This window comes from Rhodococcus sp. FG69 (assembly GCF_057808915.1).
The window spans coordinates 58,636-81,401 of record NZ_JBMDIX010000029.1; the positions used below are offsets into that span (position 1 = coordinate 58,636).

19 protein-coding genes are annotated in these 22,766 nt (G+C 63.9%); 6 read left to right on the forward strand and 13 right to left on the reverse strand.

Annotated elements, in window-relative coordinates; all coding sequences use genetic code 11:
• Positions 1–1,446 (forward strand): RNB domain-containing ribonuclease, encoded by a 1,446-nt coding sequence (locus ACODSO_RS20760; protein ID WP_489038602.1) that lies wholly within the window; start codon positions 1–3, stop codon positions 1,444–1,446.
• On the opposite strand, the gene pip is transcribed toward ACODSO_RS20760, so the two are convergent.
• The 4 genes from pip to ACODSO_RS20780 form a co-directional block, all read right to left on the reverse strand.
• The gene (gene pip, locus ACODSO_RS20765) at positions 1,398–2,381 is read right to left on the reverse strand and encodes a prolyl aminopeptidase (protein ID WP_489038603.1); all 984 of its coding nucleotides are present in this window, start codon (positions 2,379–2,381) and stop codon (positions 1,398–1,400) included. The genes ACODSO_RS20760 and pip overlap by 49 nt on opposite strands.
• A 2-nt stretch (positions 2,382–2,383) precedes the next feature.
• A complete protein-coding gene (locus ACODSO_RS20770) occupies positions 2,384–2,830 on the reverse strand; it encodes a hypothetical protein (protein WP_489038604.1) in 447 nt (148 codons plus the stop codon).
• Between the two features lie 125 nt (positions 2,831–2,955).
• Entirely contained in the window at positions 2,956–3,801 is an 846-nt protein-coding gene (gene panB, locus ACODSO_RS20775) for a 3-methyl-2-oxobutanoate hydroxymethyltransferase (protein ID WP_068381086.1), read from the reverse strand.
• Positions 3,802–3,919: 118 nt separating this feature from the next.
• The gene (locus tag ACODSO_RS20780) at positions 3,920–5,644 is read right to left on the reverse strand and encodes an NAD+ synthase (protein ID WP_489038605.1); all 1,725 of its coding nucleotides are present in this window, start codon (positions 5,642–5,644) and stop codon (positions 3,920–3,922) included.
• A gap of 81 nt (positions 5,645–5,725) precedes the next feature.
• Here ACODSO_RS20780 and ACODSO_RS20785 point away from each other — a divergent pair, with 81 nt between their 5' ends.
• The 4 genes from ACODSO_RS20785 to ACODSO_RS20800 all read left to right on the forward strand — a co-directional run bounded on the left by ACODSO_RS20785 (position 5,726) and on the right by ACODSO_RS20800 (position 13,023).
• Positions 5,726–7,324, forward strand: a complete 1,599-nt coding sequence (locus ACODSO_RS20785) for an alpha/beta hydrolase (protein ID WP_489038606.1) — start codon at positions 5,726–5,728, stop codon at positions 7,322–7,324.
• Between the two features lie 100 nt (positions 7,325–7,424).
• On the forward strand, positions 7,425–8,765 hold the full coding sequence (gene glnA, locus ACODSO_RS20790; RefSeq protein WP_489038607.1) for a type I glutamate--ammonia ligase: 1,341 nt from the start codon (positions 7,425–7,427) through the stop codon (positions 8,763–8,765).
• Between the two features lie 162 nt (positions 8,766–8,927).
• Positions 8,928–11,972 carry a bifunctional [glutamine synthetase] adenylyltransferase/[glutamine synthetase]-adenylyl-L-tyrosine phosphorylase gene (locus tag ACODSO_RS20795; protein ID WP_489038608.1) on the forward strand — a complete coding sequence of 1,015 codons (3,045 nt, stop codon included), beginning with the start codon at positions 8,928–8,930 and terminating at the stop codon, positions 11,970–11,972.
• Between the two features lie 121 nt (positions 11,973–12,093).
• On the forward strand, positions 12,094–13,023 hold the full coding sequence (locus tag ACODSO_RS20800) for an NAD-dependent epimerase/dehydratase family protein (protein WP_489038609.1): 930 nt from the start codon (positions 12,094–12,096) through the stop codon (positions 13,021–13,023).
• Between the two features lie 20 nt (positions 13,024–13,043).
• Here the strand turns inward: ACODSO_RS20800 and ACODSO_RS20805 are convergent, their stop codons facing one another.
• The 5 genes from ACODSO_RS20805 to glnA (ACODSO_RS20825) all read right to left on the reverse strand — a co-directional run bounded on the left by ACODSO_RS20805 (position 13,044) and on the right by glnA (ACODSO_RS20825) (position 18,433).
• Complete coding sequence (locus tag ACODSO_RS20805; protein WP_489038610.1) at positions 13,044–14,036, reverse strand: glycine betaine ABC transporter substrate-binding protein; 993 nt, start codon at positions 14,034–14,036, stop codon at positions 13,044–13,046.
• The gene (locus ACODSO_RS20810; protein WP_489038621.1) at positions 14,033–14,809 is read right to left on the reverse strand and encodes an ABC transporter permease; all 777 of its coding nucleotides are present in this window, start codon (positions 14,807–14,809) and stop codon (positions 14,033–14,035) included. Before ACODSO_RS20810 ends, ACODSO_RS20805 begins: the two co-directional genes overlap by 4 nt.
• 38 nt (positions 14,810–14,847) lie before the next feature.
• The gene (locus ACODSO_RS20815) at positions 14,848–16,047 is read right to left on the reverse strand and encodes an ABC transporter ATP-binding protein (RefSeq protein WP_489038611.1); all 1,200 of its coding nucleotides are present in this window, start codon (positions 16,045–16,047) and stop codon (positions 14,848–14,850) included.
• Positions 16,040–16,690 (reverse strand): ABC transporter permease, encoded by a 651-nt coding sequence (locus ACODSO_RS20820; RefSeq protein WP_489038612.1) that lies wholly within the window; start codon positions 16,688–16,690, stop codon positions 16,040–16,042. Before ACODSO_RS20820 ends, ACODSO_RS20815 begins: the two co-directional genes overlap by 8 nt.
• Before the next feature lie 306 nt (positions 16,691–16,996).
• Positions 16,997–18,433: a type I glutamate--ammonia ligase gene (gene glnA, locus ACODSO_RS20825; protein ID WP_068381061.1), complete on the reverse strand. Its 1,437-nt coding sequence runs from the start codon at positions 18,431–18,433 to the stop codon at positions 16,997–16,999.
• Positions 18,434–18,657: 224 nt separating this feature from the next.
• Between glnA (ACODSO_RS20825) and ACODSO_RS20830 the strand changes: the two genes are divergently transcribed.
• Entirely contained in the window at positions 18,658–19,128 is a 471-nt protein-coding gene (locus ACODSO_RS20830) for an RDD family protein (RefSeq protein ID WP_068381058.1), read from the forward strand.
• Positions 19,129–19,158: 30 nt separating this feature from the next.
• Here the strand turns inward: ACODSO_RS20830 and ACODSO_RS20835 are convergent, their stop codons facing one another.
• From ACODSO_RS20835 to ACODSO_RS20850, 4 genes are read right to left on the reverse strand one after another with little or no spacing between them, the layout of a single operon-like run.
• Positions 19,159–19,914 (reverse strand): DUF4191 domain-containing protein, encoded by a 756-nt coding sequence (locus tag ACODSO_RS20835; protein ID WP_068381046.1) that lies wholly within the window; start codon positions 19,912–19,914, stop codon positions 19,159–19,161.
• Between the two features lie 54 nt (positions 19,915–19,968).
• Positions 19,969–21,021, reverse strand: coding sequence for a lipoyl synthase (gene lipA / locus ACODSO_RS20840; protein ID WP_489038622.1), 1,053 nt, complete (start codon positions 21,019–21,021; stop codon positions 19,969–19,971).
• A gap of 1 nt (position 21,022) precedes the next feature.
• On the reverse strand, positions 21,023–21,787 hold the full coding sequence (gene lipB, locus ACODSO_RS20845) for a lipoyl(octanoyl) transferase LipB (RefSeq protein ID WP_489038613.1): 765 nt from the start codon (positions 21,785–21,787) through the stop codon (positions 21,023–21,025).
• A 43-nt stretch (positions 21,788–21,830) separates the two neighbouring features.
• Positions 21,831–22,721, reverse strand: a complete 891-nt coding sequence (locus ACODSO_RS20850) for a TIGR01777 family oxidoreductase (protein ID WP_489038614.1) — start codon at positions 22,719–22,721, stop codon at positions 21,831–21,833.
• Positions 22,722–22,766: the final 45 nt, after the last annotated feature.

The window sequence follows — 22,766 nt, forward strand, 5'->3', positions numbered from 1 at the left end:
GTGGTCGTCCTTGCGCGACTGTCGGCCCCATCGTTCGATTTCGACTCCATCCGGTCCGAATTCGACCTTCGTGACACATTCTCGGCAGAGGCGCTGGCAGAGGCCGAATCGGCGGTGGACCGGTGTGCAACGGATCGAGAGGACCGCACCGACATCGAGTTGGTGACCATCGATCCTCCCGGCTCGATGGATCTGGATCAGGCTGTGCACGTCGAGAAGTCGTCGACGGGGTATGTGATTCACTACGCCATTGCGGACGTGGGAGCTGTCGTGACGCCCGGCGGAGCGCTCGATACCGAAACGAGAGCGCGTGGCCAGACGTTCTATCTGCCCGACGAGTCCGTTCCGCTGCATCCTCGCGTTCTGTCCGAGGGGTCGGCGAGTTTGCTCCCCGACAAGATTCGTCCGGCGGCGCTCTGGCGAATCGAAGTCGACGATTCGGGGGAGGCCGTCTCCTGGACGGTGAAGCGCGCGAGGGTACGGTCCATTGCGCGACTCGACTACGCGAAGGTGCAGGCGGACTTCGATGCAGGCACGCCTCATCCGTCCATCGCTGCGCTCGGTGAGTTCGGCGTGCTGCGAGCGCACGCTGCTCTTCGCCGCGGAGCGATCGATATCGCACTGCCCGAGCAGGATGTCGTCCGTGACGGTCGATCCTGGCGTATCGAATTGCAGGAGCGAACTGCGGTCGATTCCTGGAACGCCGAGGTGTCGTTGCTGACCGGAATGTGTGCAGCCCGAATCATGCTCGACGCACGCGTCGGGCTGCTGCGGACGCTTCCTCCCGCACCGGACGGCGCTGTGTCGACGTTGAAGAAGACCGCGTCGATGCTCGGAATCGACTGGCCCGACGGCGCATCTGCGGGCGCGGTGCTGGCGTCGTTACCCAGTGATGCACCCGAGACGCTGGCGATGATGACGCAGGCCACGAGTTTGCTACGGGGTGCGGACTACGTGGCGTTCGACGGCGAGGTGCCGGAGATGACCGAGCATTCGGGAATCGCCGCGCCGTACGCCCACGTCACCGCACCGTTGCGAAGACTGTCGGACCGCTTCGCCACGGAGGTCTGCCTTGCCGTCGTTGCCGCCCGCGACGTCCCGGACTGGGCCAGAACAGCATTGCCCGACCTGCCCGCCACAATGCGCGGATCCGATTCGACGGCATCGAAGGTGGATCGAGCGTGCATCGACCTGACGGAAGCATCGATACTCGAAAATCGGGTGGGTGAGCAATTTTCGGCGCGTGTGCTTCGCGGATCGGACGGGAAGCGCGCCGCGGAAATTTTCGTCGACACGCCCATCGTCATCGGAAAGTGCGCCGGCGATCCGCCGGAAGGGGAGAAGGTGACGGTCAGATTGACCGTCGCCGACACCACCTCCCGGCGTATCGAATTCGCCTACGACTTCGGCGGTGACGCGAATCGATCGGTCGCCTCGACGAGGTGATGGATGATGCCGGGTTCGGCTGCTGAGTGCCCGGCATCGTCCACGATCGTCAGTGTTGCGTCGGGCCAGGCTTTGTGGAGTTCCCATGCACTCGTTGCCGGGCACACCACGTCGTAGCGGCCCTGAACGATGACCCCAGGAATTCCGGCGAGCAGGTGGGCGTCGGCGAGGAGTTGATTTTCCTCGAGGAAGCCGTTGTTTCTGAAGTAGTGGTTCTCGATTCCCGCGAATGCCAGCGCGAACCGGGGATCCTCGTTCTCCTCGATCTGGTCCGGCCGGGGGAGAAGATAGCTCGTCGCTGCCTCCCACGTGGACCACGCGATCGCGGCTTCGGTGGCCACGGCACGATCGTCCGACCGCAGAAGTCGGTGATACGCCTCGACGAGGTCGCCGGCGCGTTCGCTCTCGGGAACCGGTGCCAGGAATCGGTCCCACTGCTCGGGGAAGATGTGTCCGGCGCCGCCGTTGTAATACCAGTCGATTTCACTTCGCCGCAGCAGGAAGATTCCGCGGAGGATCAGACCGGTTACTCGCTCGCGATGGGCTTGCGCGTACACCAGTGACAGCGTCGAGCCCCACGATCCGCCGAACACAAGCCAGCGGTCGACGCCGACGTGCGCACGAAGCTTCTCCATATCGGCCACCAGTCGATCGGTGGTGTTCACCGACAGATCGGCGCCGTCCGCGATGTGCGGGGTCGATCGTCCGCAGCCGCGCTGATCGAACAGGACGATCCGGTACTTGTCCGGATCGAAATAGCGGCGCTGGGCGGGGCCGGTTCCACCGCCCGGTCCGCCGTGCACGAACACGACCGGAGCTCCGGCGGGATTTCCACTGGTTTCCCAGTAGATGCGTTGGCCTTCACCGACGTCGAGATGCCCGGCGTCGTGCGGCTCGATCGGTGGATACAGCTCCCGCGTGTGTGTGTCGGTCACCGTCAGAACCCGACGAGTCCCGATGCGAGATCGGGGATGTCGAGTGACCGCATTGCTTCTTCCCGTACATCGGGGCACGTTGCGATAGTGACGTCGTCGACGATGGAGCGGTTCTGCACGACCTGAAGGTTGATCGCTCCGCTCTGCGCCGCCCAGGTCTGCACGACGATGTTGAGGCCACCGCGGCCCAGCGTCGGTCCTTGGATGCGCCACTCCTGAAGCTGCTCGCTCAGGTCGGTACACAGTTGCTGGCTCTGCTGCTCTGTGACGCCGCCGGCCACCGCAGGCTCGGTGGTCGGCGCAGCAGTCATGGTCGGGGTCAGGGATGACGAGGATCCGGTGCTCGTCGAGTCGGTACCGCATGCGCCGACAGTCAGGAGAACGGCGGCCGCTCCTGCGAGGGAGACGGCTGCTCGCCGATAGTTGCTGGTGCTCAGACCTGAGTTCATGGCATCGAGTGTGCCATCTGGCTGCTGGCGCTCCGCGCCAGTGGCGCGGTCAAGCGCACGGGAGTCCACTTAACCGCGCCACTACGGCGGAGCCGAATCCGACCCCTGGATCAGCGAATCAGTGATCAGTAACTGTGTTCGGGACCGGGGAAGACCCCGCTGCGCACCTCGGCCAGGTAGCTCGATGCTGCGTTGCGGAGCTCGTCTCCGACGTTCCCGAACTTCTTGACGAACCTGGCCGTCTTGCCATTGGTGTAACCGGCCATGTCCTGCCACACGAGCACCTGAGCGTCGGTCTCGTTGCCCGCGCCGATGCCCACCGTCGGGATGGTGAGCTTGCGGCTGACCTGACCGGCGACATCGGCGGGGACCATCTCCATGACGACGGAGAATGCGCCCGCCTCCTGGACGGCGATGGCGTCGGCGATGAGCTGCTCGGAGCCGTCGCCGCGACCCTGTACTCGGAACCCGCCGAGGCCGTTGACACTCTGTGGGGTGAAGCCGATGTGGGCCATCACCGGGATACCCGCGGCCGTGATCGCCGCGATCTGATCGGCGACGCGCTCACCGCCTTCGAGCTTGACCGCGTTGGCCAGGCCTTCCTTCATGAAGCGCGTCGCCGTCGCCAAGGCCTGCTGCGGTGACGCCTCGTAGGTGCCGAACGGAAGGTCGGCGACCACGAGTGCGTTGGGAGCTCCGCGCACGACGCCACGGACCAGCGGAAGCAATTCGTCGATCGTGATGGGAACGGTGGTGTCGTAGCCGTACACGACGTTGGCAGCAGAGTCGCCGACGAGAAGGACCGGAATGCCGGCCTCTTCGAAGATGCGCGCGCTCGAGTAGTCGTATGCGGTGAGCATCGCCCAGCGCTCGCCCTCGGCCTTCATCTGCAGCAGATGATGTGTGCGGGTCTTGCGGGTCAAGCCGGATACCGACGAATCGGACGCTCCGTAAATGCTGTTGTCGGACATCTTTGTCCCTTTCGGTTCCTCGAGGCCCGCTCGGCGGGTCCCCGGGATGGGGTTGATGACGTCCGCCAGTGTGCCACCTGCACAAGCGGCCGACGAAGGGACTGAGACGTGCAATTCGTCACACCTCGGTGGGCGCTTGTCTCCAGCGGTTGGTGATCGGCATCCGTCGGTCTCGCCCGAACGCGCGGGAGGTGATCTTGGTGCCGATGGGGTATTGCCGCCGCTTGTACTCGGCGGCGTCGACCTTGCCGATGATCTCGGCGACGCGGGTGCGCTCGAACCCTGCCGAGACGATGTCGGCCAGACCTTGGTCGCAGTCCACGTAGCGAAACAGCACGGCGTCGAGTTCTTCGTAGTCGGGGAGCGAGTCGGTGTCGAGTTGGCCGGGGCGCAGCTCGGCCGAGGGCGGCTTGTCGATGCTGCCTTCCGGGATGGGCGGGACCTCACCGCGCTCGGCAGCTGCCTTGTTCCGCCACCGAGCCAGGTCCCAGACGAGTGACTTCGGCACGTCCTTGATCGGCGCATACCCACCGACCGCATCCCCGTAGATCGTCGAATAGCCCACTGCCAGTTCGGATTTGTTGCCCGTTGCGAGGGCGAGATGCCCGGCTGTGTTGGACAGGGCCATCAATGTCATGCCCCGGCATCTCGCCTGGATGTTCTCTTCGGCCAGGCCTGTCAGCGTCAGCTGTTCGACGAACACGCCCACCATGGCTTCGATCGGCTCGCTGCGGTAGTGAATTCCAGTTCTTTGTGCCAAGTCGTCTGCATCACTACGCGAATGATCCGAGGAGTACTGCGACGGCATCGACACCGCGTACACCGCATCGCTGCCGAGTGCATCGACTGCGATGGAGGCGACGACAGCAGAGTCGATCCCGCCCGACAGACCGAGGATCACCGTCGCGAATCCGTTCTTGTGAACGTAATCCCGCAGACCGGTCACGAGTGCGCTCCACACCTGTTCCTCGTCGGACATCGACGGTGCGACCGAACCCCGCATGCGGTCGTACCCGGGTACGAGCAAGTCCGGCACCGTGTGACGGTGAATCGTCCAACCCTCGATCGATGCAATGTCGTCGCGGCGAGCCTCGGGCATGTCGATGTCGAGACACAGCAGGTGCTCGGTGAATTCGGGTGAACGGCCGAGCAGGGTGCCGTCTGCGGCGACGACCATGCTGCCGCCGTCGAAGACCAGTTCGTCCTGCGCACCGACGAGATTGGCGTACACGATCGGTACGCCGGCCTCGGCGGCTCGACGCTCCACGACAGACCGTCGAACAGTGTTCTTGCCCTGCTCGTACGGGCTGGCATTGAGGCACAGCAAGACATCTACACCGGCGGCGGTGTAGGCGGGAACAGGCCCTCCCGGTTGCCAGATGTCCTCGCACACGACCAGCCCCAACCGAAAGCCGTTGACCTCGGTGATGCTCAGCCGAGACCCCGGGGCGAAGTACCGGAGCTCGTCGAACACCCGGTAGGTGGGAAGTGCGTGTTTGTCGTATCGGGAGACGACCTCGCCCCTGAACAGCACCGCCGCACTGTTGCGCGAGCCCGTCCGGTCGCGGTCGAGGTAGCCGACGACGACCGCGAGATCGCCGCAGCCGGCTCGGTCGAGAGCGACGGCGAGGTCGCCGAGCGCACGCGCGGACGCCGCAGCGAACGAAGGGCGAAGCGCCAGATCCTCGACGGGGTATCCGGTTGTCGCCATTTCGGGGAACAGCGCCACCTGGGCGCCTTCCTGTGCTGCACGTGACGCCCACGACACGATCAGCGCGGAATTTCCGACGAGATCGCCGACGGTGGGGTTGATCTGGGCAACGGCGACTCGCAGAACCTGCACGCATCGAAGCCTAGTGCGGTGGGAGCAGGTTTGCTTCCTGTGCGAATGCGACGCCGTCCGGTTCTGGCACGATCGTCGTCTATGAGGTCGATCCGTTTCGAGTCGAAGTCGAAAGCCCGCACTGGCGCGTTCGTCGCCGCTGTGCTGATGCTGTCGGCTGGGTGCAGTACCGGCGGGACATCCGAGGGCACACCCCAACCGGAACCGAACAGCGATTCCGCACCGAGCAGTGCTTTCGAGCCGGGCGCAGGCGTCGTGCCGGAAGGGCTGGCGGACTACTACACGCAGGAACCGGTCTGGGAATCGTGTGAGTCGTACGACACGGACGGCACCGTTCTGGGCAGCTCGATCCAATGCGCGAAGATCACCGTTCCCCTCGACTACGACGACCCTGCCGGCGACACCGCACAGATCGCGATCTCGCGCGCACAGGCGACCGGCGAGAAGATCGGTTCGATGCTGTTCAACCCGGGTGGCCCAGGTGTATCCGGCCTGTACACGGCGACGCAGGCAGAAGGATCTGCTGTCGCAGAGCGGTTCGACCGCATCGGATTCGATCCGCGTGGCATCGGTGCGTCCACCCCTGCCGTGCGATGCCTGACGACAGAGGAAGTCGACGCCGAGCGTCGTGAGCCGGATGTCGACGTCTCACCCCAAGGCATTGCCGCGAAGGAGGCAGAGCAGCAGGAATACGCCGCCAAGTGTGAGAGCCGCAACGGAACCGAGGTTCTCGAACATGTCGGGACCCGAGAGGTGGTCCGGGACATGGATGTCATCCGATCGGTGCTCGGAGACAGCACGCTCACCTACGTCGGATACTCCTACGGCACCCGAATCGGCACCACCTATGCCGAGACCTTCCCCGCCAACGTGCGTGCGATGGTCCTCGACGGGGCGCTCGACCCCGAGCAGACTCCCGTCGACGAGGCCGTCGATCAAGGTGCCGCTTTCCAGGCCGCGTTCGACGAGTTCGCCGCATACTGCGCCCAGTCGGACGCCTGTGCACTCGGCGACGACCCGGCGGCCGCCACCGAGCGTTTCCGCGCTCTCGTCGACCCGTTGATCGATCGGCCTGCGGAGACCACCGACCCCCGTGGCCTGAGCTACGACGACGCGCTGACGGGAGTGCAGCAGGCGCTGTACTCGCAGAGCCTGTGGCGAGTCCTCGGTGTCGGTCTCACCGAGCTGACCGAGGGCCGAGGGGACACGCTGCTTCGACTCGCGGACCTCTACACCGGCCGTCTCGACGACGGCACCTACTCGAACCTCGACGACGCGTTCAATGCAATCCGCTGTGTCGACGATCCGCCGACGACCGATCGGGCCGAGGCCGGCGAGGCCGACCGCCGCTACCGCGAGGCAGCACCGTTCCTCGACGACGGACGTGGCACCGGGAATGCGCCCCTCGACCTGTGCGCGTTCTGGCCTGTTCCCAATACCGGCAGTCCACACACGATCGCCGTGATGGGGCTGCCCAAGCTGGTGGTGGTGTCGACGACCTTCGACCCGGCGACGCCGTACCAGGCCGGCGTCGAGCTGGCGCGTCAGCTGGACGCAGACCTGATCACATTCGACGGGACACAGCACACGGTCGCCTTCTCCGGCGAGGAGTGCGTCGACGATCCGTTGATCGACTATCTCGTCGATCTCGTCCCGCCAGGTAACGATTTGGTTTGTTGAGCGACTTCACCTGAGCGTTTTCCCAGGTGAGAGATGTCGGAAGTGAGACCGAATTCACGATGTAACACAGATTTAACGCAGTTTGCTTAGTCTCGCGGACATGGATCGTCAAAAGGAATTCGTGCTCCGGACACTCGAGGAGCGTGACATTCGCTTCGTCCGCCTGTGGTTCACCGATGTTCTGGGATACCTGAAATCGGTCGCAATCGCACCAGCGGAGCTCGAGGGCGCGTTCGACGAAGGGATCGGCTTCGACGGAAGCGCGATCGAGGGCTTCGCGCGCGTATCCGAGGCCGACACCGTCGCCAAGCCTGATCCATCGACCTTCCAGATCCTGCCGTGGTCCACCAGTAAGGGACACCAGCATTCGGCGCGCATGTTCTGCGATATCGCCATGCCGGACGGCTCGCCGTCCTGGGCGGACTCGCGCCACGTGCTGCGTCGTCAGCTCAGCAAGGCTGCCGATCTGGGCTTCAGCTGCTACGTGCACCCAGAGATCGAGTTCTTCCTCCTCAAGGACAGCCCCGAAGACGGCACGCCGCCCACCCCCGCCGACAACGGCGGCTACTTCGACCAGGCCGTGCACGATTCCGCCCCGAACTTCCGTCGGCATGCGATCGACGCGCTCGAGTCGATGGGCATTTCCGTCGAGTTCAGCCACCACGAGGCCGCGCCCGGACAGCAGGAGATCGACCTTCGCTACGCCGACGCGCTGTCGATGGCCGACAACATCATGACCTTCCGCTACGTCGTGAAGGAGGTCGCGATCGAGGAAGGCGTGCGCGCAACCTTCATGCCCAAGCCGTTCAGCGATCAGGCCGGATCGGCAATGCACACGCACATGAGCCTGTTCGAGGGCGACACCAACGCCTTCCACAATCCGGACGATCCGATGCAGCTGTCGGAGACCGGCAAGTCGTTCATCGCGGGCATTCTCGAGCACGCCAACGAGATCAGCGCCGTGACCAACCAGTGGGTCAACTCCTACAAGCGCCTCGTGCGCGGCGGTGAGGCACCCACGGCTGCTTCATGGGGGCCGGCCAACCGGTCGGCGCTGATCCGCGTACCGATGTACACCCCGAACAAGGCGTCCTCGCGTCGCGTCGAGATCCGCAGTCCCGACTCCGCGTGCAACCCGTACTTGGCGTTCGCCGTACTGCTCGCCGCAGGCTTGCGCGGGATCGAGAAGGGCTACACATTGCCCCCGGAAGCGGAGGAGGACGTGTGGGCGCTCACCTCCGCCGAGCGTCGCGCGATGGGGTACAAGGAGCTTCCGGGCAACCTGGACCAGGCGCTCAACGCGATGGAGAACTCGGAGCTGGTGGCCGAGGCGCTCGGTGAGCACGTGTTCGACTTCTTCCTGCGCAACAAACGTCGCGAGTGGGAGGAATACCGGAGCCACGTCACGCCGTACGAACTCAAGGCTTACTTGGGACTGTAGGAAAATCAAGGACGCTTGTGAAAACCTCGGGCTCGTAATTCCGAGGGCCGGGGATGCGTTAGGTTCTACTTCGTTCGGTACGAGCCCTTCGGGGAGCCTGAAGGGCAATCCCCACCCGCTACGAGGTGAATCTGTGTCACGCCAGAGTCGAGGTGTTCGCTGATGGTGCGTCCACCCACGTCACGTTCCGTCATTCCCGGGGCAGGTCGATTGGGCCTGGTAGAGCCGACGGCACCGGCCGACCTGCGGAAACTCGGCTGGGTCGACGAGGACAGCCTCGAATTGCTGTGGTCGTTGTCGCGCGCGGCCAACGCAGACCTTGCGTTGCGGACCGTCGTTCGTCTCGATGAAGCGCTCGGCGACGGCTATGCCGAACTCGATGCCGCGTTGCGTTCGGACAAGGGATTGCGCGGCCGACTGTTCGGTCTGTCCGGCGCGTCGAGCGCTCTGGCCGACCATCTGGTGTCCGACCCGGAAGCGTGGCGGAAGCTTCGCACCCCCGAGGGCAGACAGTCGGGCGCCAACGGAAAAGCCGAACTGCCGAGCAAGGAACAACTCACCAAGGAACTTCTCGACGCGGTCCAGGCGGTGCCCGAGACCGGCGAAAATGCGTCGCCGAACCTGTACCGAGCCGGAATCATCGGCCCGGAAGCGGTTGTCGCGCTGCGTAAGACATACCGCGATCAGGTGATGGTTCTCGCCGCCGCAGACCTTGCGGCCACCGTCGAGAACGAGCCGGTATTGCCGTATCAGTTGGTGGGAACTCAGCTGTCCGACATGGCCGACGCCGCACTGACGGCCGCGCTCGCCGTCGCGGTTGCTACGGCCTGTCCGGACAAGCCGTGCCCGACGAGACTTGCCGTCATCGCGATGGGCAAGTGTGGTGCGCGCGAGCTGAACTACGTCTCCGACGTCGACGTCGTGTTCGTGGCCGAGCCTGCGGACTCGGTTGCCAGCCGTATCGCGGGCGAGATGATGCGTATCGGATCCTCGGCCTTCTTCGAGGTCGACGCGGCCCTGCGCCCCGAAGGCAAACGCGGCGAACTGGTTCGCACCCTCGATTCCCACATTGCGTACTACAAACGGTGGGCCAAGACCTGGGAATTCCAGGCACTGCTCAAGGCGCGCCCGATGACGGGCGATCTGGAACTCGGGCACGACTACGTCGCGGCACTCAACCCGATGGTCTGGCTCGCGTCGCAGCGTGAGGATTTCGTCCCCGAAGTTCGGGCGATGCGTCGTCGCGTCGAAGAGATGGTTCCGACCGAGCTGCGTGAGCGAGAGATCAAACTGGGTCGCGGCAGTTTGCGTGACGTCGAATTCGCGGTGCAGCTGCTGCAACTCGTGCACGGTCGAACCGACGAGTCTCTCCGTGTGCTCGGTACCGTCGACGCACTGTCCGCACTCACCGCGGGTGGATACATCGGCCGTGACGATGCTGCGAATCTCACGGCCTCGTACGAATTCCTCCGTCTCATCGAACACCGCCTGCAGTTGCAGCGGATGAAGCGCACCCACACCCTCCCACCGCCGGACGACGACGAAGCTCTGCGATGGCTCGCCAGGGCGGCACACATGCGTCCCGACGGCAACCGGGATGCCCTCGGAGTCCTGAACGCCGAGATCAAACGAAACGCACAGCGTATTCGTCGGCTTCACGCCAAGCTCTTCTACCGGCCATTGCTCGATTCTGTGGTGCGATTCGATTCCGACACGGTCCGGCTCACCCCCGATGCCGCTGTCCGGCAGCTCGCGGCCCTCGGCTTTGCCACTCCGCAGAATGCGCTCGGTCACCTCCGCGCACTCGTCGGAGGTGGTGCGCGCCGGGGGCAGATTCAGGCGGTACTGCTTCCGACGCTGCTCGAATGGTTGGCCGACACTCCGGATCCTGATGCCGGCCTCCTCAACTACCGGCGACTGTCCGAGGCGGCGGTCGATCAGACCTGGTTCCTGCGGACCCTTCGCGACGAAGGTGCCGTCGCCCAACGCCTGATGATCGTTCTCGGATCGTCGGCATACGTACCCGATCTGCTGATCAAGGCGCCCGAGGTGATCCGGCTTTTCGCGGACGGGCCCACCGGCCCGAGACTGCTCGACGTCGAGCCCGAGGAGACGTACCGCGCGATCCTGTCGTCGTCCGCACGTTACGAGGATCCGGTTCGTGCCATCAACGCTGCCCGCGCGCTTCGGCGTCACGAACTGGCGAGAGTTGCGTCGGCCGACATCCTCGGAATGCTGGATGTTCCCCAGGTGTGCCGCGCGTTGTCCTCGGTGTGGGCTGCGGTCATCAACGCGGCACTCGATGCCGCGATACGCTCGAGCGTTGCCGAGCGGGGTGAACCTGCGCCTGCGACCTTGGCCGTGATCGGTATGGGCCGACTCGGCGGAGGAGAACTCGGCTACGGTAGCGACGCCGACGTGTTGTTCGTCTGCGAAGCAGTCGAGGGATTCGACGATAGCGTTGCGGTCAAGTGGGCCAACGGTATTGCCGACCGAATTCGGAAGCTGCTGGGCGCGCCGAGTACCGATCCGCCGCTCGAAGTCGACACCGGATTGCGGCCGGAGGGACGCAACGGCCCGGTCGTTCGTACCCTCGCCTCCTACGAGGCGTACTACGCGCAGTGGGCTCAGGCATGGGAGGTACAGGCGCTGTTGCGTGCACACCAGGTCGCGGGTGACCAGGACCTGGGAATTCGATTCCTACTGATGGTGGACAAGGTGCGCTATCCCGAGGGTGGTGTCTCGGTCGAAGCAGTCCGCGAGATTCGCCGTATCAAGGCTCGGATCGACTCCGAACGTTTGCCCAAGGGCGCCGATCCTGCGACGCATACCAAGCTCGGCCGCGGTGGTCTCGCCGACATCGAGTGGACAGTGCAGTTGATACAGCTCCGTCATGCGCACGACGTCCTGTCCTTGCACAACACCTCGACCCTGCAGAGCTTGGACGCCATCGGCGCTGCCGAGTTGATGAGCGAGACCGACGTCGAATTGCTTCGCGAGGCATGGATTCTCGCCACCAAGGCGCGGAATGCCCTCGTGTTGGTTCGCGGGAAGCCGACCGATCAGCTGCCGCGTCCGGGGCACGTTCTGTCGGCAGTGGCGAAGGTCGCCGGTTGGGAGAATGCGGACGCGGGTGAGTTCCTCGACAACTACCTGCGGGTGACGCGACGAGCAAAGGCCGTGGTGGAGAGAACGTTCGGGGCCTGAGAGTGGCTGGTGTCGTAGGCACCGAGTAAACCGAGAGCAGTGCTCTTGACTCGGTGTATGAAGGGGTGCATACTCAGTTCGAGAGCAGTGCTCTCGCACCCTTCTTCGAAAGGCCTACGCCATGTCCGATCGTCACGTCGTCGTCGGGGCGGGTCCCGTCGGCACGCACGTTGCCCGCATACTCGCCGACCGCGGATCCGAGGTGGTCGTCGCCACCCGACGCGGAACGACGGTCGAGTCGTCGTCCCGTCCGATCGAATCCGTCGCTCTCGACGCATCCGACGCGGACGCGCTGAGTCGCCTCACCGAAGGTGCTGTAGCCCTCTACAATTGCGCGAATCCCTCGGACTACACGACGTGGGAGGACGTGTGGCCACCGATTGCACGTTCACTTTGCCTCGCGGCGGAACGCAGCGGTGCTGTCCTCGCCGTCGTCGGGTGCCTCTACCCCTACGGACCTGTCTCCGACGGTCGTATGGTCGAAGGGATGCCCGACGCCGCCACCGACCACAAGGGTGTTCTCCGTGCTCGAATGTGGGCCGACCTGAAGCGCGCGCACGACGCAGGAACCCTCCGCGCGGTCGAGGTGCGGGCGTCGGACTACGTCGGCGTCGGTGTCGGCGCCAACGGCCACGTCACCCGCGTTCTGCCGGGCGCGCTGCAAGGCAAGACCGCCTGGGTAGTCGACGCGAAGGATCAGCCGCATTCGTTCACCGACGTACTCGACGAAGCTCGGGCTCTTGTCGCTGTCGCCGATCGGCCGGAGACGTGGGGTCGCATCTGGCACGCACCGACCAACGCACCGCGGACACTCGAGCAAGCCATCATCGACACGCTCGCGTCGGTCGGTAAGCCCCCGGTGCGCGTGGTGCCTGTTCCCCGCATGCTCACTCGTGGTCTCGGACTGGTCGTGCCGATGGTGCGCGAACTGAACGAGCTCTCCTACCAACGGACGTCGCCCTACATCCTCGACTCGTCGTTCAGCGAGAAGGAACTCGGACTCACGCCATCGCCATGGGACGAGATCTGCCGGCGTACCGCAACGGTGTGAATCGTGTGCCTCGGACCCGGTTACTCGGCGGTGACGAACCCTTCGGAGACCATCCAGTCACGGGCGACCTCGGCCGGTTCGAGGCCCTCGACGTCGACCTGTCGGTTCAACTCGGTCATGACCTCATCGGTCAGCTTCGCGGAGACCGGTGCCATGACCTCGGCTACCTCGGGGTGCGCGTCAGCGAACTCCTTCTTCATGATCAGAGCAGGGTTGTACTTGGGGAAGAACGCTCGATCGTCCTCCAACAACACGAGATCCAAGGCGATGATGCGGCCGTCGGTCGTGAAGACCTCGCCGAACTTGCACTGTGTTCCGTCGGCCGTGGCCTGGTAGATGATGCCTGTCTGCAAGATCTGTCGAGGGGCCGCAGCAGGATCGAATTCGTACTTCGCCGCCATCCCCGGGTAGCCGTCCTGGCGGACGTTGAACTCCGTCTCCACGCATGTCGTGGCCGCCGCGGGATCGGTTTGCACCAACCGTGCGTAGTCCGACAGGGTCTTCACACCGGTCTGTTCGGCCGTCTGCTGATTCGTCGCGATCGCGTAGGTGTTGTTCATGGGAGCCGGAACTGCCCACACCATGCCGTTCGCCTCGAGATCTGCATCCCGGACCGCCTCGTACTGTTCCTGCGAGTCCGGTAACGGAGTCTCGTTGCCGAGGTAGTTGATCCATCCCGTGCCGGTGTACTCGTAGGTGAGATCGATCTGGCCGTCGAGCTGGGCGTCCCGAGTGCTGTTGGAGCCCTGAATGTTGGTGAGATCTCGAACGTCGGCTCCGGCGGCCGTCATCGCGAATTCGATGATGTACCCGAGCGTGATCTGCTCGGTGAAGTCCTTGGAGCCCACTGTCATCCGAACGCCGTCGAGTTCGGGGACGGGCTCGATGCTGCCGGGGCCGACGGACAGTGGCACTGCACCACCGGATTCGAGACCGCAACCGGCGAGCACTGCAGCCGACAGCGCAACAGCGAACAGCCGTCGGGCGAACGTCTGTCGGGTTGGGGCTTTCATCGGAGCCCCTTCGGCCCTAGGAACTGCTCCGCGAGAGCGCCGAGCCAGTCGATGAACAAAGCGAGCGACACCGCCAGCACCGCGCCGACCACCAACGTGACGTTGTCTCGAAGCTTGTAGCCGGTGTCGATGAGAATTCCCAACCCTCCGGCGCTGACCAGAAAGCACAGCGTGGCTGTTCCGACCGCCAGCACCAGCGATGTACGCAAGCCGGCAAGAATGTACGGGACCGCCATCGGGAACTCTACTTTTCGCAGCACCGTCATCGACGACATGCCCTGCCCACGACCGGCGTCGATCAACGCTCTGTCCACTTCCTGGTAGCCGAGAATCGTGTTGCGCAGCACCGGTAGCAACGAATAGAACGCAATGGGAAGAACACCGATCCAGAACCCGGTCTGCCTCGTCGCCAGATAGAACAGCACGAGGAGACCGATTGCGGGAGCGGCGGCCCCGATGTTCGCGATCCCGACGAAGAACGGCGCCAGCCGGGTGTAACCCGGTCTGGTCAGCAGCGTTCCCAGTGGAACGGCAATGATCACGACGATCACGACGACGGCCGCGGTCAGCAGTACGTGCTGCCACGTCAACGCTGCAATGTTGGACATGCTGATGCTGCCCTGCTGCGTTGCGGTGAGCTCACGGTTGAATGCCCAGAACAGCACACCCACAACCAGGATCACGACGATGGCAGGCTGCACCAGCAGTCTCATACGCTCGGCGCGCTTGACTGCGCCGCGTTCGGATGCACCCAGATCGGGCGCTGCCTCCATGTCGGGCACTTCGGTGGCCGACGACTTCTCCGAGGTGATCATGCCGGCGCCTCGGCGGACGTGTCGTCGCTTTCATCATGATCGTGCGCGTGGGCTTGCCTCATCTCTTGCAGATGTTCGACGAGGGTGTCGATCGAGATCAGCCCGACATATTCGCCGCGACTGCCGGTGACGACGGTGGAGGCCGTGCTCTCGGCGAGAAGAGCTTCCAGACCGTCCTGCAAGGTGGACTGGATCGATACGAGCTCACCGATAGGAACCCCGAGGCCGTGGAGCGTGGACGCGGCCGCAAGGTGCCCGGGTGAGACCCACCGCAACGGGCGGCTGCGATCGTCGAGGATCAAGCCCCACTGCCACTTCCGCGAGGCGATCTTCGAGCGAATCTCGTCCACCGGATCGTTCTCTTTCGCAGTCGGACACTGAAGAAGGCGGACGTCGCGAATCCGAGTGAGTGTCAACTGCTTCAGCGACGCGTCCGCACCCACGAAGCCGGCTACCGTGTCGTTCGCTGGATTGGCGAGGATCGCTTCGGGAGTGTCGTACTGCATGATCGAGGATCGATCGCCCAGCACGGCGATGCGATCGCCGAGCTTCACGGCCTCGTTGAAGTCGTGTGTGACGAAGACGATGGTCTTTCCGAGTTCGGACTGCAGTCGCATCAGCTCGTCCTGCAGTAGTCCGCGGGTGATGGGGTCGACCGCACCGAAGGGCTCGTCCATGAGTAGAACCGGAGGATCGGCCGCGAGTGCGCGGGCAACTCCGACGCGTTGCTGCTGACCGCCGGACAGCTGCCGGGGATAGCGGTTTCGGTAGGTGTCGGGGTCTAGTCCGACCAGGTCGAGCATCTCGTCGGTGCGGGCGGAGATCCGCTTCTTGTCCCACCCGATCAGTCCGGGAACGGTGCCGACGTTCTTTGCGATCGTCATGTGTGGAAAGAGTCCGGCCTGCTGAATCGAGTAGCCGATTCCCCGCCGCAGTTCGTCGGGATCGATGGACAGTGCGTCCTTGCCGTCGATCGTGATCTTGCCCGAGGACGGTTCGATCAGTCGATTGATCATGCGCATCGTCGTCGTCTTGCCGCAGCCGGACGGGCCGACGAACACGACGGTTTCGCCTGCGGGCACCGTCAGGGACACGTTGTCGACTGCAGCGTCCTTCTGTCCCGGATAGCGCTTGCTGACGGAGTCGAGCACGATGTCGACTCCGGAAACATTTTGGCTGCGTGCAGGTTCAGTCACGGATACCCCTCGAGGTTGTGAGACGGCCGACGAGGACGAGGATGCCGTCGACGATGAGAGCGAGAACGACGATGAGCACGGTGCCGACGAGCGCCTGCGGGACGGCGTTGGGACTGCCGACCCGGGACAGACCGGAGAAGATGAGATTGCCGAGGCCGGGCCCCTTCGCGTACGCAGCGATTGCAAGGATGCCGAAGATCATCTGGGTGCTCACGCGCATGCCGGCGAGAATCGACGGCCATGCCAACGGCATTTCGATCCTGGTGAGGATCCGCGCCCGATTCAAGCCGACGCCCTTGGCTGCGTCGGTGACGGCCGGGTCCACCGATGCAAGGCCGATGATGGTATTTCGGATGATCGGAAGCAGCGCGTACAGCACCAGTGCTGTGATGGTCGGGGCCACGCCCAGCCCGAGAATCGGGATCAGCAGGCCCAACAGAGCAAACGAGGGAACGGTCAGAATCGTGCTGGCCAGCGCGGTGGCAATCGCCGAGCCTGCGGGGGAGCGGTAGACGAGTATGCCGATGACGATGGCGAACATCGTGGCGATGATGATCGACTGCACGACCGCAGACACGTGCAGGTAGGAGTCCGTCAGCAACTGTTGTCGTCGGACCGAGACGAAGTTCCAGAGTGCGTCCATTGCGGGTAAACCCACCCTCTTCCCGAGTACGGCTTCTCGATTGCACACACGCAGACCGACAGGTTGAGGGTGGCTGAATTGGCCGAGAAGTAAACCTGCTTTCGTGAACTCGTTGCCTGACGTACACAAATTTCCGGGGGTTGACCGGCCTCCACATCGCTTGAATGGTCCATCCATACGAGCAGATAGCTTCGGTGCGACATGCAAGCGAGGTGGGGATACACACGAACGAGCCCACCCGCGCCGCACGTGGAAACTGCGGCTCGGATGGGCTCGTTAGTTGTTACTACCGGCGAAATGTACCGATCACACGTCGTAGTAGAGCTGGAACTCGTACGGGTGCGGACGGAGGTTGACCGGAGCGATTTCCTGCTCGCGCTTGAGCGAGATCCAGGTCTCGATGAGGTCGGTCGTGAAGACGCCGCCCTCGGTGAGGTACTCGTGGTCGGCCTCGAGGCGGTCGATCACGGCGTCGAGCGACGTCGGAGCCTGAGGAATGTTCTTGGCCTCCTCGGGCGGCAACTCGTAGAGGTCCTTGTCGACCGGAGCCTGCGGCTCGATCTTGTTCTTGATTCCGTCCAGGCCTGCCATCATCTGGGCTGCGAAGTTCAGGTACGGGTTGCCCGAGCTGTCCGGCGCGCGGAACTCGAGACGCTTGGCCTTCGGGTTGTTGCCGGTGATCGGAATACGCACTGCCGCAGAGCGGTTGCGCTGGCTGTAGACGAGGTTGATGGGGGCCTCGTAGCCCGGCACCAGACGGTGGTACGAGTTGATCGTCGGGTTGGTGAACGCCAACAGTGACGGTGCGTGGTGCAGGATGCCGCCGATGTAGTGGCGGGCCAGGTCCGACAGTCCGGCGTATCCGGCCTCGTCGTGGAAGAGTGGCTTGCCGTCCTTCCACAGCGACTGGTGGACGTGCATGCCCGAGCCGTTGTCACCGAAGAGTGGCTTCGGCATGAAGGTGGCGGACTTGCCTGCCTTCCACGCGGTGTTCTTGACGATGTACTTGAACAGCTGGAGGTCGTCGGCAGCGGCAAGTAGCGTGTTGAACTTGTAGTTGATCTCCTGCTGACCGCCGGTGCCGACCTCGTGGTGACCGCGCTCGAGCTCGAAGCCAGCGTTCTGCAGGTTCGTGGAGATCTCGTCGCGCAGATCTACGTAGTGGTCGTACGGTGCGACGGGGAAGTATCCACCCTTGGGGCGGACCTTGTAGCCGAGGTTGGGGCTGCCGTCTGCGTTGGCCTCGACACCGGTGTTCCAGGAACCCGAGATGGAGTCGAGTTCGTAGAACGCGCTGTTGATGCCGGAGTCGTAGCGGACCGAGTCGAAGATGTAGAACTCGGCCTCGGCGCCGAAGAATGCGGTGTCGGCGATGCCGGTGGACACCAAGTATTCCTCGGCCTTGCGAGCCACGTTGCGCGGGTCGCGGCTGTAGGACTCGCGAGTGAACGGATCGTGGACGAAGAAGTTGACGTTCAGAGTCTTCGCGGCGCGGAACGGGTCGACCTGAGCGGTCGTCACGTCAGGCAGGAGCATCATGTCCGACTCGTGAATGGACTGGAACCCGCGGACGGACGAACCGTCGAATGCAAGGCCGTCTTCGAAGACATCCTGCGTGAACGCAGACGCCGGGATCGAGAAGTGCTGCTGAATGCCGGGGAGATCCGTGAATCGGATATCCACGTACTCGATATTCTCGTCGGCGATGAACTTGATGACCTCTTCGGCCGTGGTGAAAGCCACGCTGTTACTCCTTTGTTGAGTCCGTCGACCTGCACGTTATGGACTTGGTGTTGCCCGCCAGTCAAGGCTGTGTTTCGCCCGTGTTACACGTCATGCGTTATGCACACAGCCGTCGAGCGATGGCATGTCCGATTCGCGATGCGATACGAATGTGCCGTGCTCTTCCGCACACACTACGGTGAGGACTTCGCGACGGGTGGATGTCGGCGCCTATCCTGGTGTCCATGGCACGCATGACAGGCTCCTGGTTGTCCGGACCGAACTCCGCACTGCCGGAGGACGGCACGGAGCAGAACTATCCCGGTGAGCGTCTCGGACTGCCGTCGAACGGTCCAGGCGCACTGTCCGGTCTCGGCCGTCGTACCGGTGCGCTGGTGGCCGACTGGTTGATGTCGATGGGTATTTCGGCATTGATAGTCAACGTGACTGGAATCCAACAGTCGATGTCCACCATCACGTTGCTCGTGTGGTTCGTTCTCGGCGTCGGAACCGTCACCGTCTTTTCGTTCACACCGGGGCAATTGATCGCCGGAATCCAGGTCGCGCGGGTCGACGCCCAGGCGCGAGTCGGCTTCGTCCGGGCGCTCGTGCGCACGTTCTTTCTCTTGTTCGTCGTGCCGGCCGTGATCTCGGACCAGGATGGCCGCGGGATGCACGACCGGGCGACGGGTACCGCGATGGTGCGCGGACGCTGACTCGCGCTCCGCTCGTCGGTCCGTGATCGTTCAGCGACGCCTGATGGTGCGCTGAACGCCCTTCATCTTCGCTCCGCCGGGGATCGGTCCCTTCGGCATTGCCGGACCGCCCTTTGTTCCCAGTGCGGCCAGGCGGGATTCGATGGTGTCCATCCGTTTGGTGTCGATGTTGTTCGGCAGCTTGGTCAGGTACTTCTGCAGACCGGACAGCGGAATCTGGTTGTCACCGTTTCCGATCACGATGTCGTAGATCGGGGTGTCGCCGACGAGCCTGGCGGTCTTCTTCTTCTCCTGTGCGAGAAGAGCCTTCACCCGCTGAGGTGCGCCCTCGGCGATGAGGATCACGCCGGGCTTGCCGATGACGCGATGAACCGCGTCGAGCTGGGTGGTCCCGGCGACGGCATTGCTGACTCGCCAGGATCCCCGCAAGTTGTCCAGCGCCCAGGCAGCAGCGCCGGCCTGACCGTCGGCCTTCTTGTACACCGACTTCTGCACTCGGCGTCCGAAGATGATGAATGCGACGAGCACGCCGACCAGTAGGCCGAAGGGCAACACGAACCACTCGACGCCGAAGATCAAACCGATCAGGAACGCGACGAGCGTGATCCCGACGATGGCACCGATCATCAGCGGCAGAAGCAGCTTGTCTTCTTTTCGCTGCATCTGGAACGCCTGCCACAGTTGTCCGCGACGTTCCTTGGATGCCTTCTTACGCGCAGCCTTCGCTGCTGCTTTTGCCTCTTTGCTGGGCTTGCCTGCTTTGCCCGCTTTACTGCCGTTCGCCATGCTTCACAGGATACGGCCCGTGTCGACCATGATCTGCACCGCGCCGGAAGTGGCTCAGCGAGCAGCCAACCGAGCCATCAGTGAACTGGCTTCCTGCGATGCTTCGCCGCCTTCGACCAGGTGGGCCATGCTCTCCGGCAATACACGTCCGTGATGCGCCATTGCCTGTGCGTACAGCCGACCGGCGCGGTAGGACGAACGGACCAACGGTCCGGCAAGCACGCCTGCAAAACCGATCTCGGTGGCGTAGTCGGAGTGCTCGACGAACTCCTCCGGCTTGACCCAGCGCTCGACCGGATGATGGCGAGGAGACGGTCGTAGGTACTGGGTGATGGTCAGGATGTCGCAGCCTGCCTCGTGCAGGTCGCGAATCGCTTCCTGAACCTCTTCCGGGGTCTCGCCCATTCCGAGAATGAGGTTGGACTTGGTGACGAGGCCGTCATCACGCGCAGCGGTGATGACATCCATCGATCGCTGGTAGCGGAACGCGGGTCGGATGCGCTTGAAGATTCGAGGAACCGTCTCGACGTTGTGCGCCAGCACCTCGGGCCGAGAGGAGAACACCTCGGCGAGCTGATCCGGCTTGGCGTTGAAGTCGGGGATCAGGAGCTCGACACCGGTACTTGGGTTGAGCCTCTTGATGTACCGCACGGTCTCGGCATAGAGCCACGCGCCGCCGTCTTCGAGGTCGTCGCGCGCGACGCCGGTGATCGTGGAGTAACGCAGGCCCATCGCCTGCACACTCTCTGCAACACGGCGGGGCTCGTCACGGTCGAGATCGTCGGGCTTACCCGTGTCGATCTGGCAGAAATCGCAGCGGCGGGTGCACTGCTCGCCGCCGATCAGGAAGGTCGCTTCGCGGTCTTCCCAGCATTCGTAAATGTTGGGGCAGCCGGCTTCCTCACACACCGTGTGCAAGCCTTCGCGCTTCACGAGACCCTTGAGCTCGGTGTATTCCGGGCCCATCTTTGCCTTGGTCTTGATCCAGCTGGGCTTGCGTTCGATCGGGGTCTCCGCGTTTCGGATCTCGAGGCGAAGTAGTTTGCGTCCGGGTGGTGCGAGCGCAGCGTCAGGGGGTGTTTTCGGGGCCACAGTCACGAATTCGATGCTACGCGCCGAACTTCGTCGTGGTGAACTGCGGGCTACTGGCTCCTTCTGCCACGGCCAGGCGTGCAACCGGGTGATCGACGACTCCGAGGCTGCCGTCGAGGGCAGCCTCGACGGCAGCCACGACAGCCGGAATCACGTCCGCGACCGTGACATTGCGATCGAGCTCGCTCGACAGTGAGGTAACCCCAGCGTCGGCTATCCCACACGGGACGATTGCATCGAATCCGGCCGTCGAAGAATTGCAGTTCAACGAGAAGCCGTGCAATGTCACTCCGCGCTGGACGCGGACTCCGATTGCGGCGATTTTGCGTTCGGGCACTGGCGCGCCGTTTTTCGTTCCGGCGGCGAGCCATACCCCCGACCTGCCGTCGATGCGACCGCAGTCGATACCGAGATCGGTGCAGACCGAGATCAACGCTTCCTCGATTCGGCGCACATAGCGCACCACGTCGATCGGTTGCGCCAGCTTCACGATGGGGTATCCGACGAGTTGGCCAGGACCGTGCCAGGTGATCTTGCCGCCGCGATCGACCTCGATGACCGGTGTTCCGTCCGTCGGACGGTCCTCGGGGGAGGTTCGACGTCCGGCGGTGTACACAGAAGGATGTTCGAGAAGCAAGAGTGTGTCTCGGCCTCTGCCGTCGGCGCGCATGTCGGCGAGCTCGCGCTGACGGTCCAAAGCCTCGAGGTAGTCGATCGAACCGATCTCCTGGACGTCGATCGGATCAGAACTCTCCCGAGCGGAGATTCCAGCAGTGTTCATAGGTGACGACGTTACGCCTGGAGCCGGCGCGGCTCGACCGACGTCAGTTCCCGACCGCCGCCCGCAGGGCTTCACCGACGGTGTGATGCGTGAACGCGTAGCCGGTGTCTTCCAAGACTTTGGGTATTGCCCGCGGCCCGGTCAGAATCGCTTCTTCGGCGAACTCGCCGATGGCCAACTGGAGAGCGAATCCAGGTATGACCCACGGTGCCGGACGGTGAATCGCACGTGCGAAGGCGCTGTTGAACTGTGCGTTGGTGACCGGGGCTGGGCCCACCATGTTCACCGGCCCACGCACGGCGTCGTTTTCCAACCCGTGGATGGTTGCGCCGATCTCGTCGTCGAGTGAGATCCACGGGAAGTACTGACGCCCACTCCCGAGGCGGCCTCCGAGAGCAAGTAGGTACAGCGGGCGCAGCTTGGCCATCATTCCGCCGCGACGAGAGAGCACGACGCCGCTGCGCAGCATAACCGTGCGGACTCCTGCGTCGCTCGCCGTCGTCGTCGCACCTTCCCAATCTCGGCACACCTCCGCGAGGAAACCAGTACCGACGCCGTCCGATTCGTCGACGACGCGATCACCGGTGTCGCCGTAGAAATTGACGCCGCTGGCATTGACGAGCGTCGGGACCTCGAACTTCACACATGCGTCGGCCAGTACCTCGGTTGGAGTGATGCGGCTGTCGCGAACCTGCTGCTTGTACGCACCCGACCATCGCTTGTCGCCGATGCCGACTCCGCACAAATTCACCACGGCATCGGCGGAGCGCAACGCTTTTTCGTCGACGCTGCCGTTCGGTGGATCCCATCGGAATTCGTCGGGGCCCGCGGGCGCACGACGAACGAGCCTCGATACCTCGTGGCCCTTGCTGCGCAACGACGCTACGAGCGAGGTACCGATCAACCCTGACGAACCTGCAATCACGACGCGCATGATGTGAGACGTCCCTCCTCGACAGTTTCGGGGCACCACCCGCAA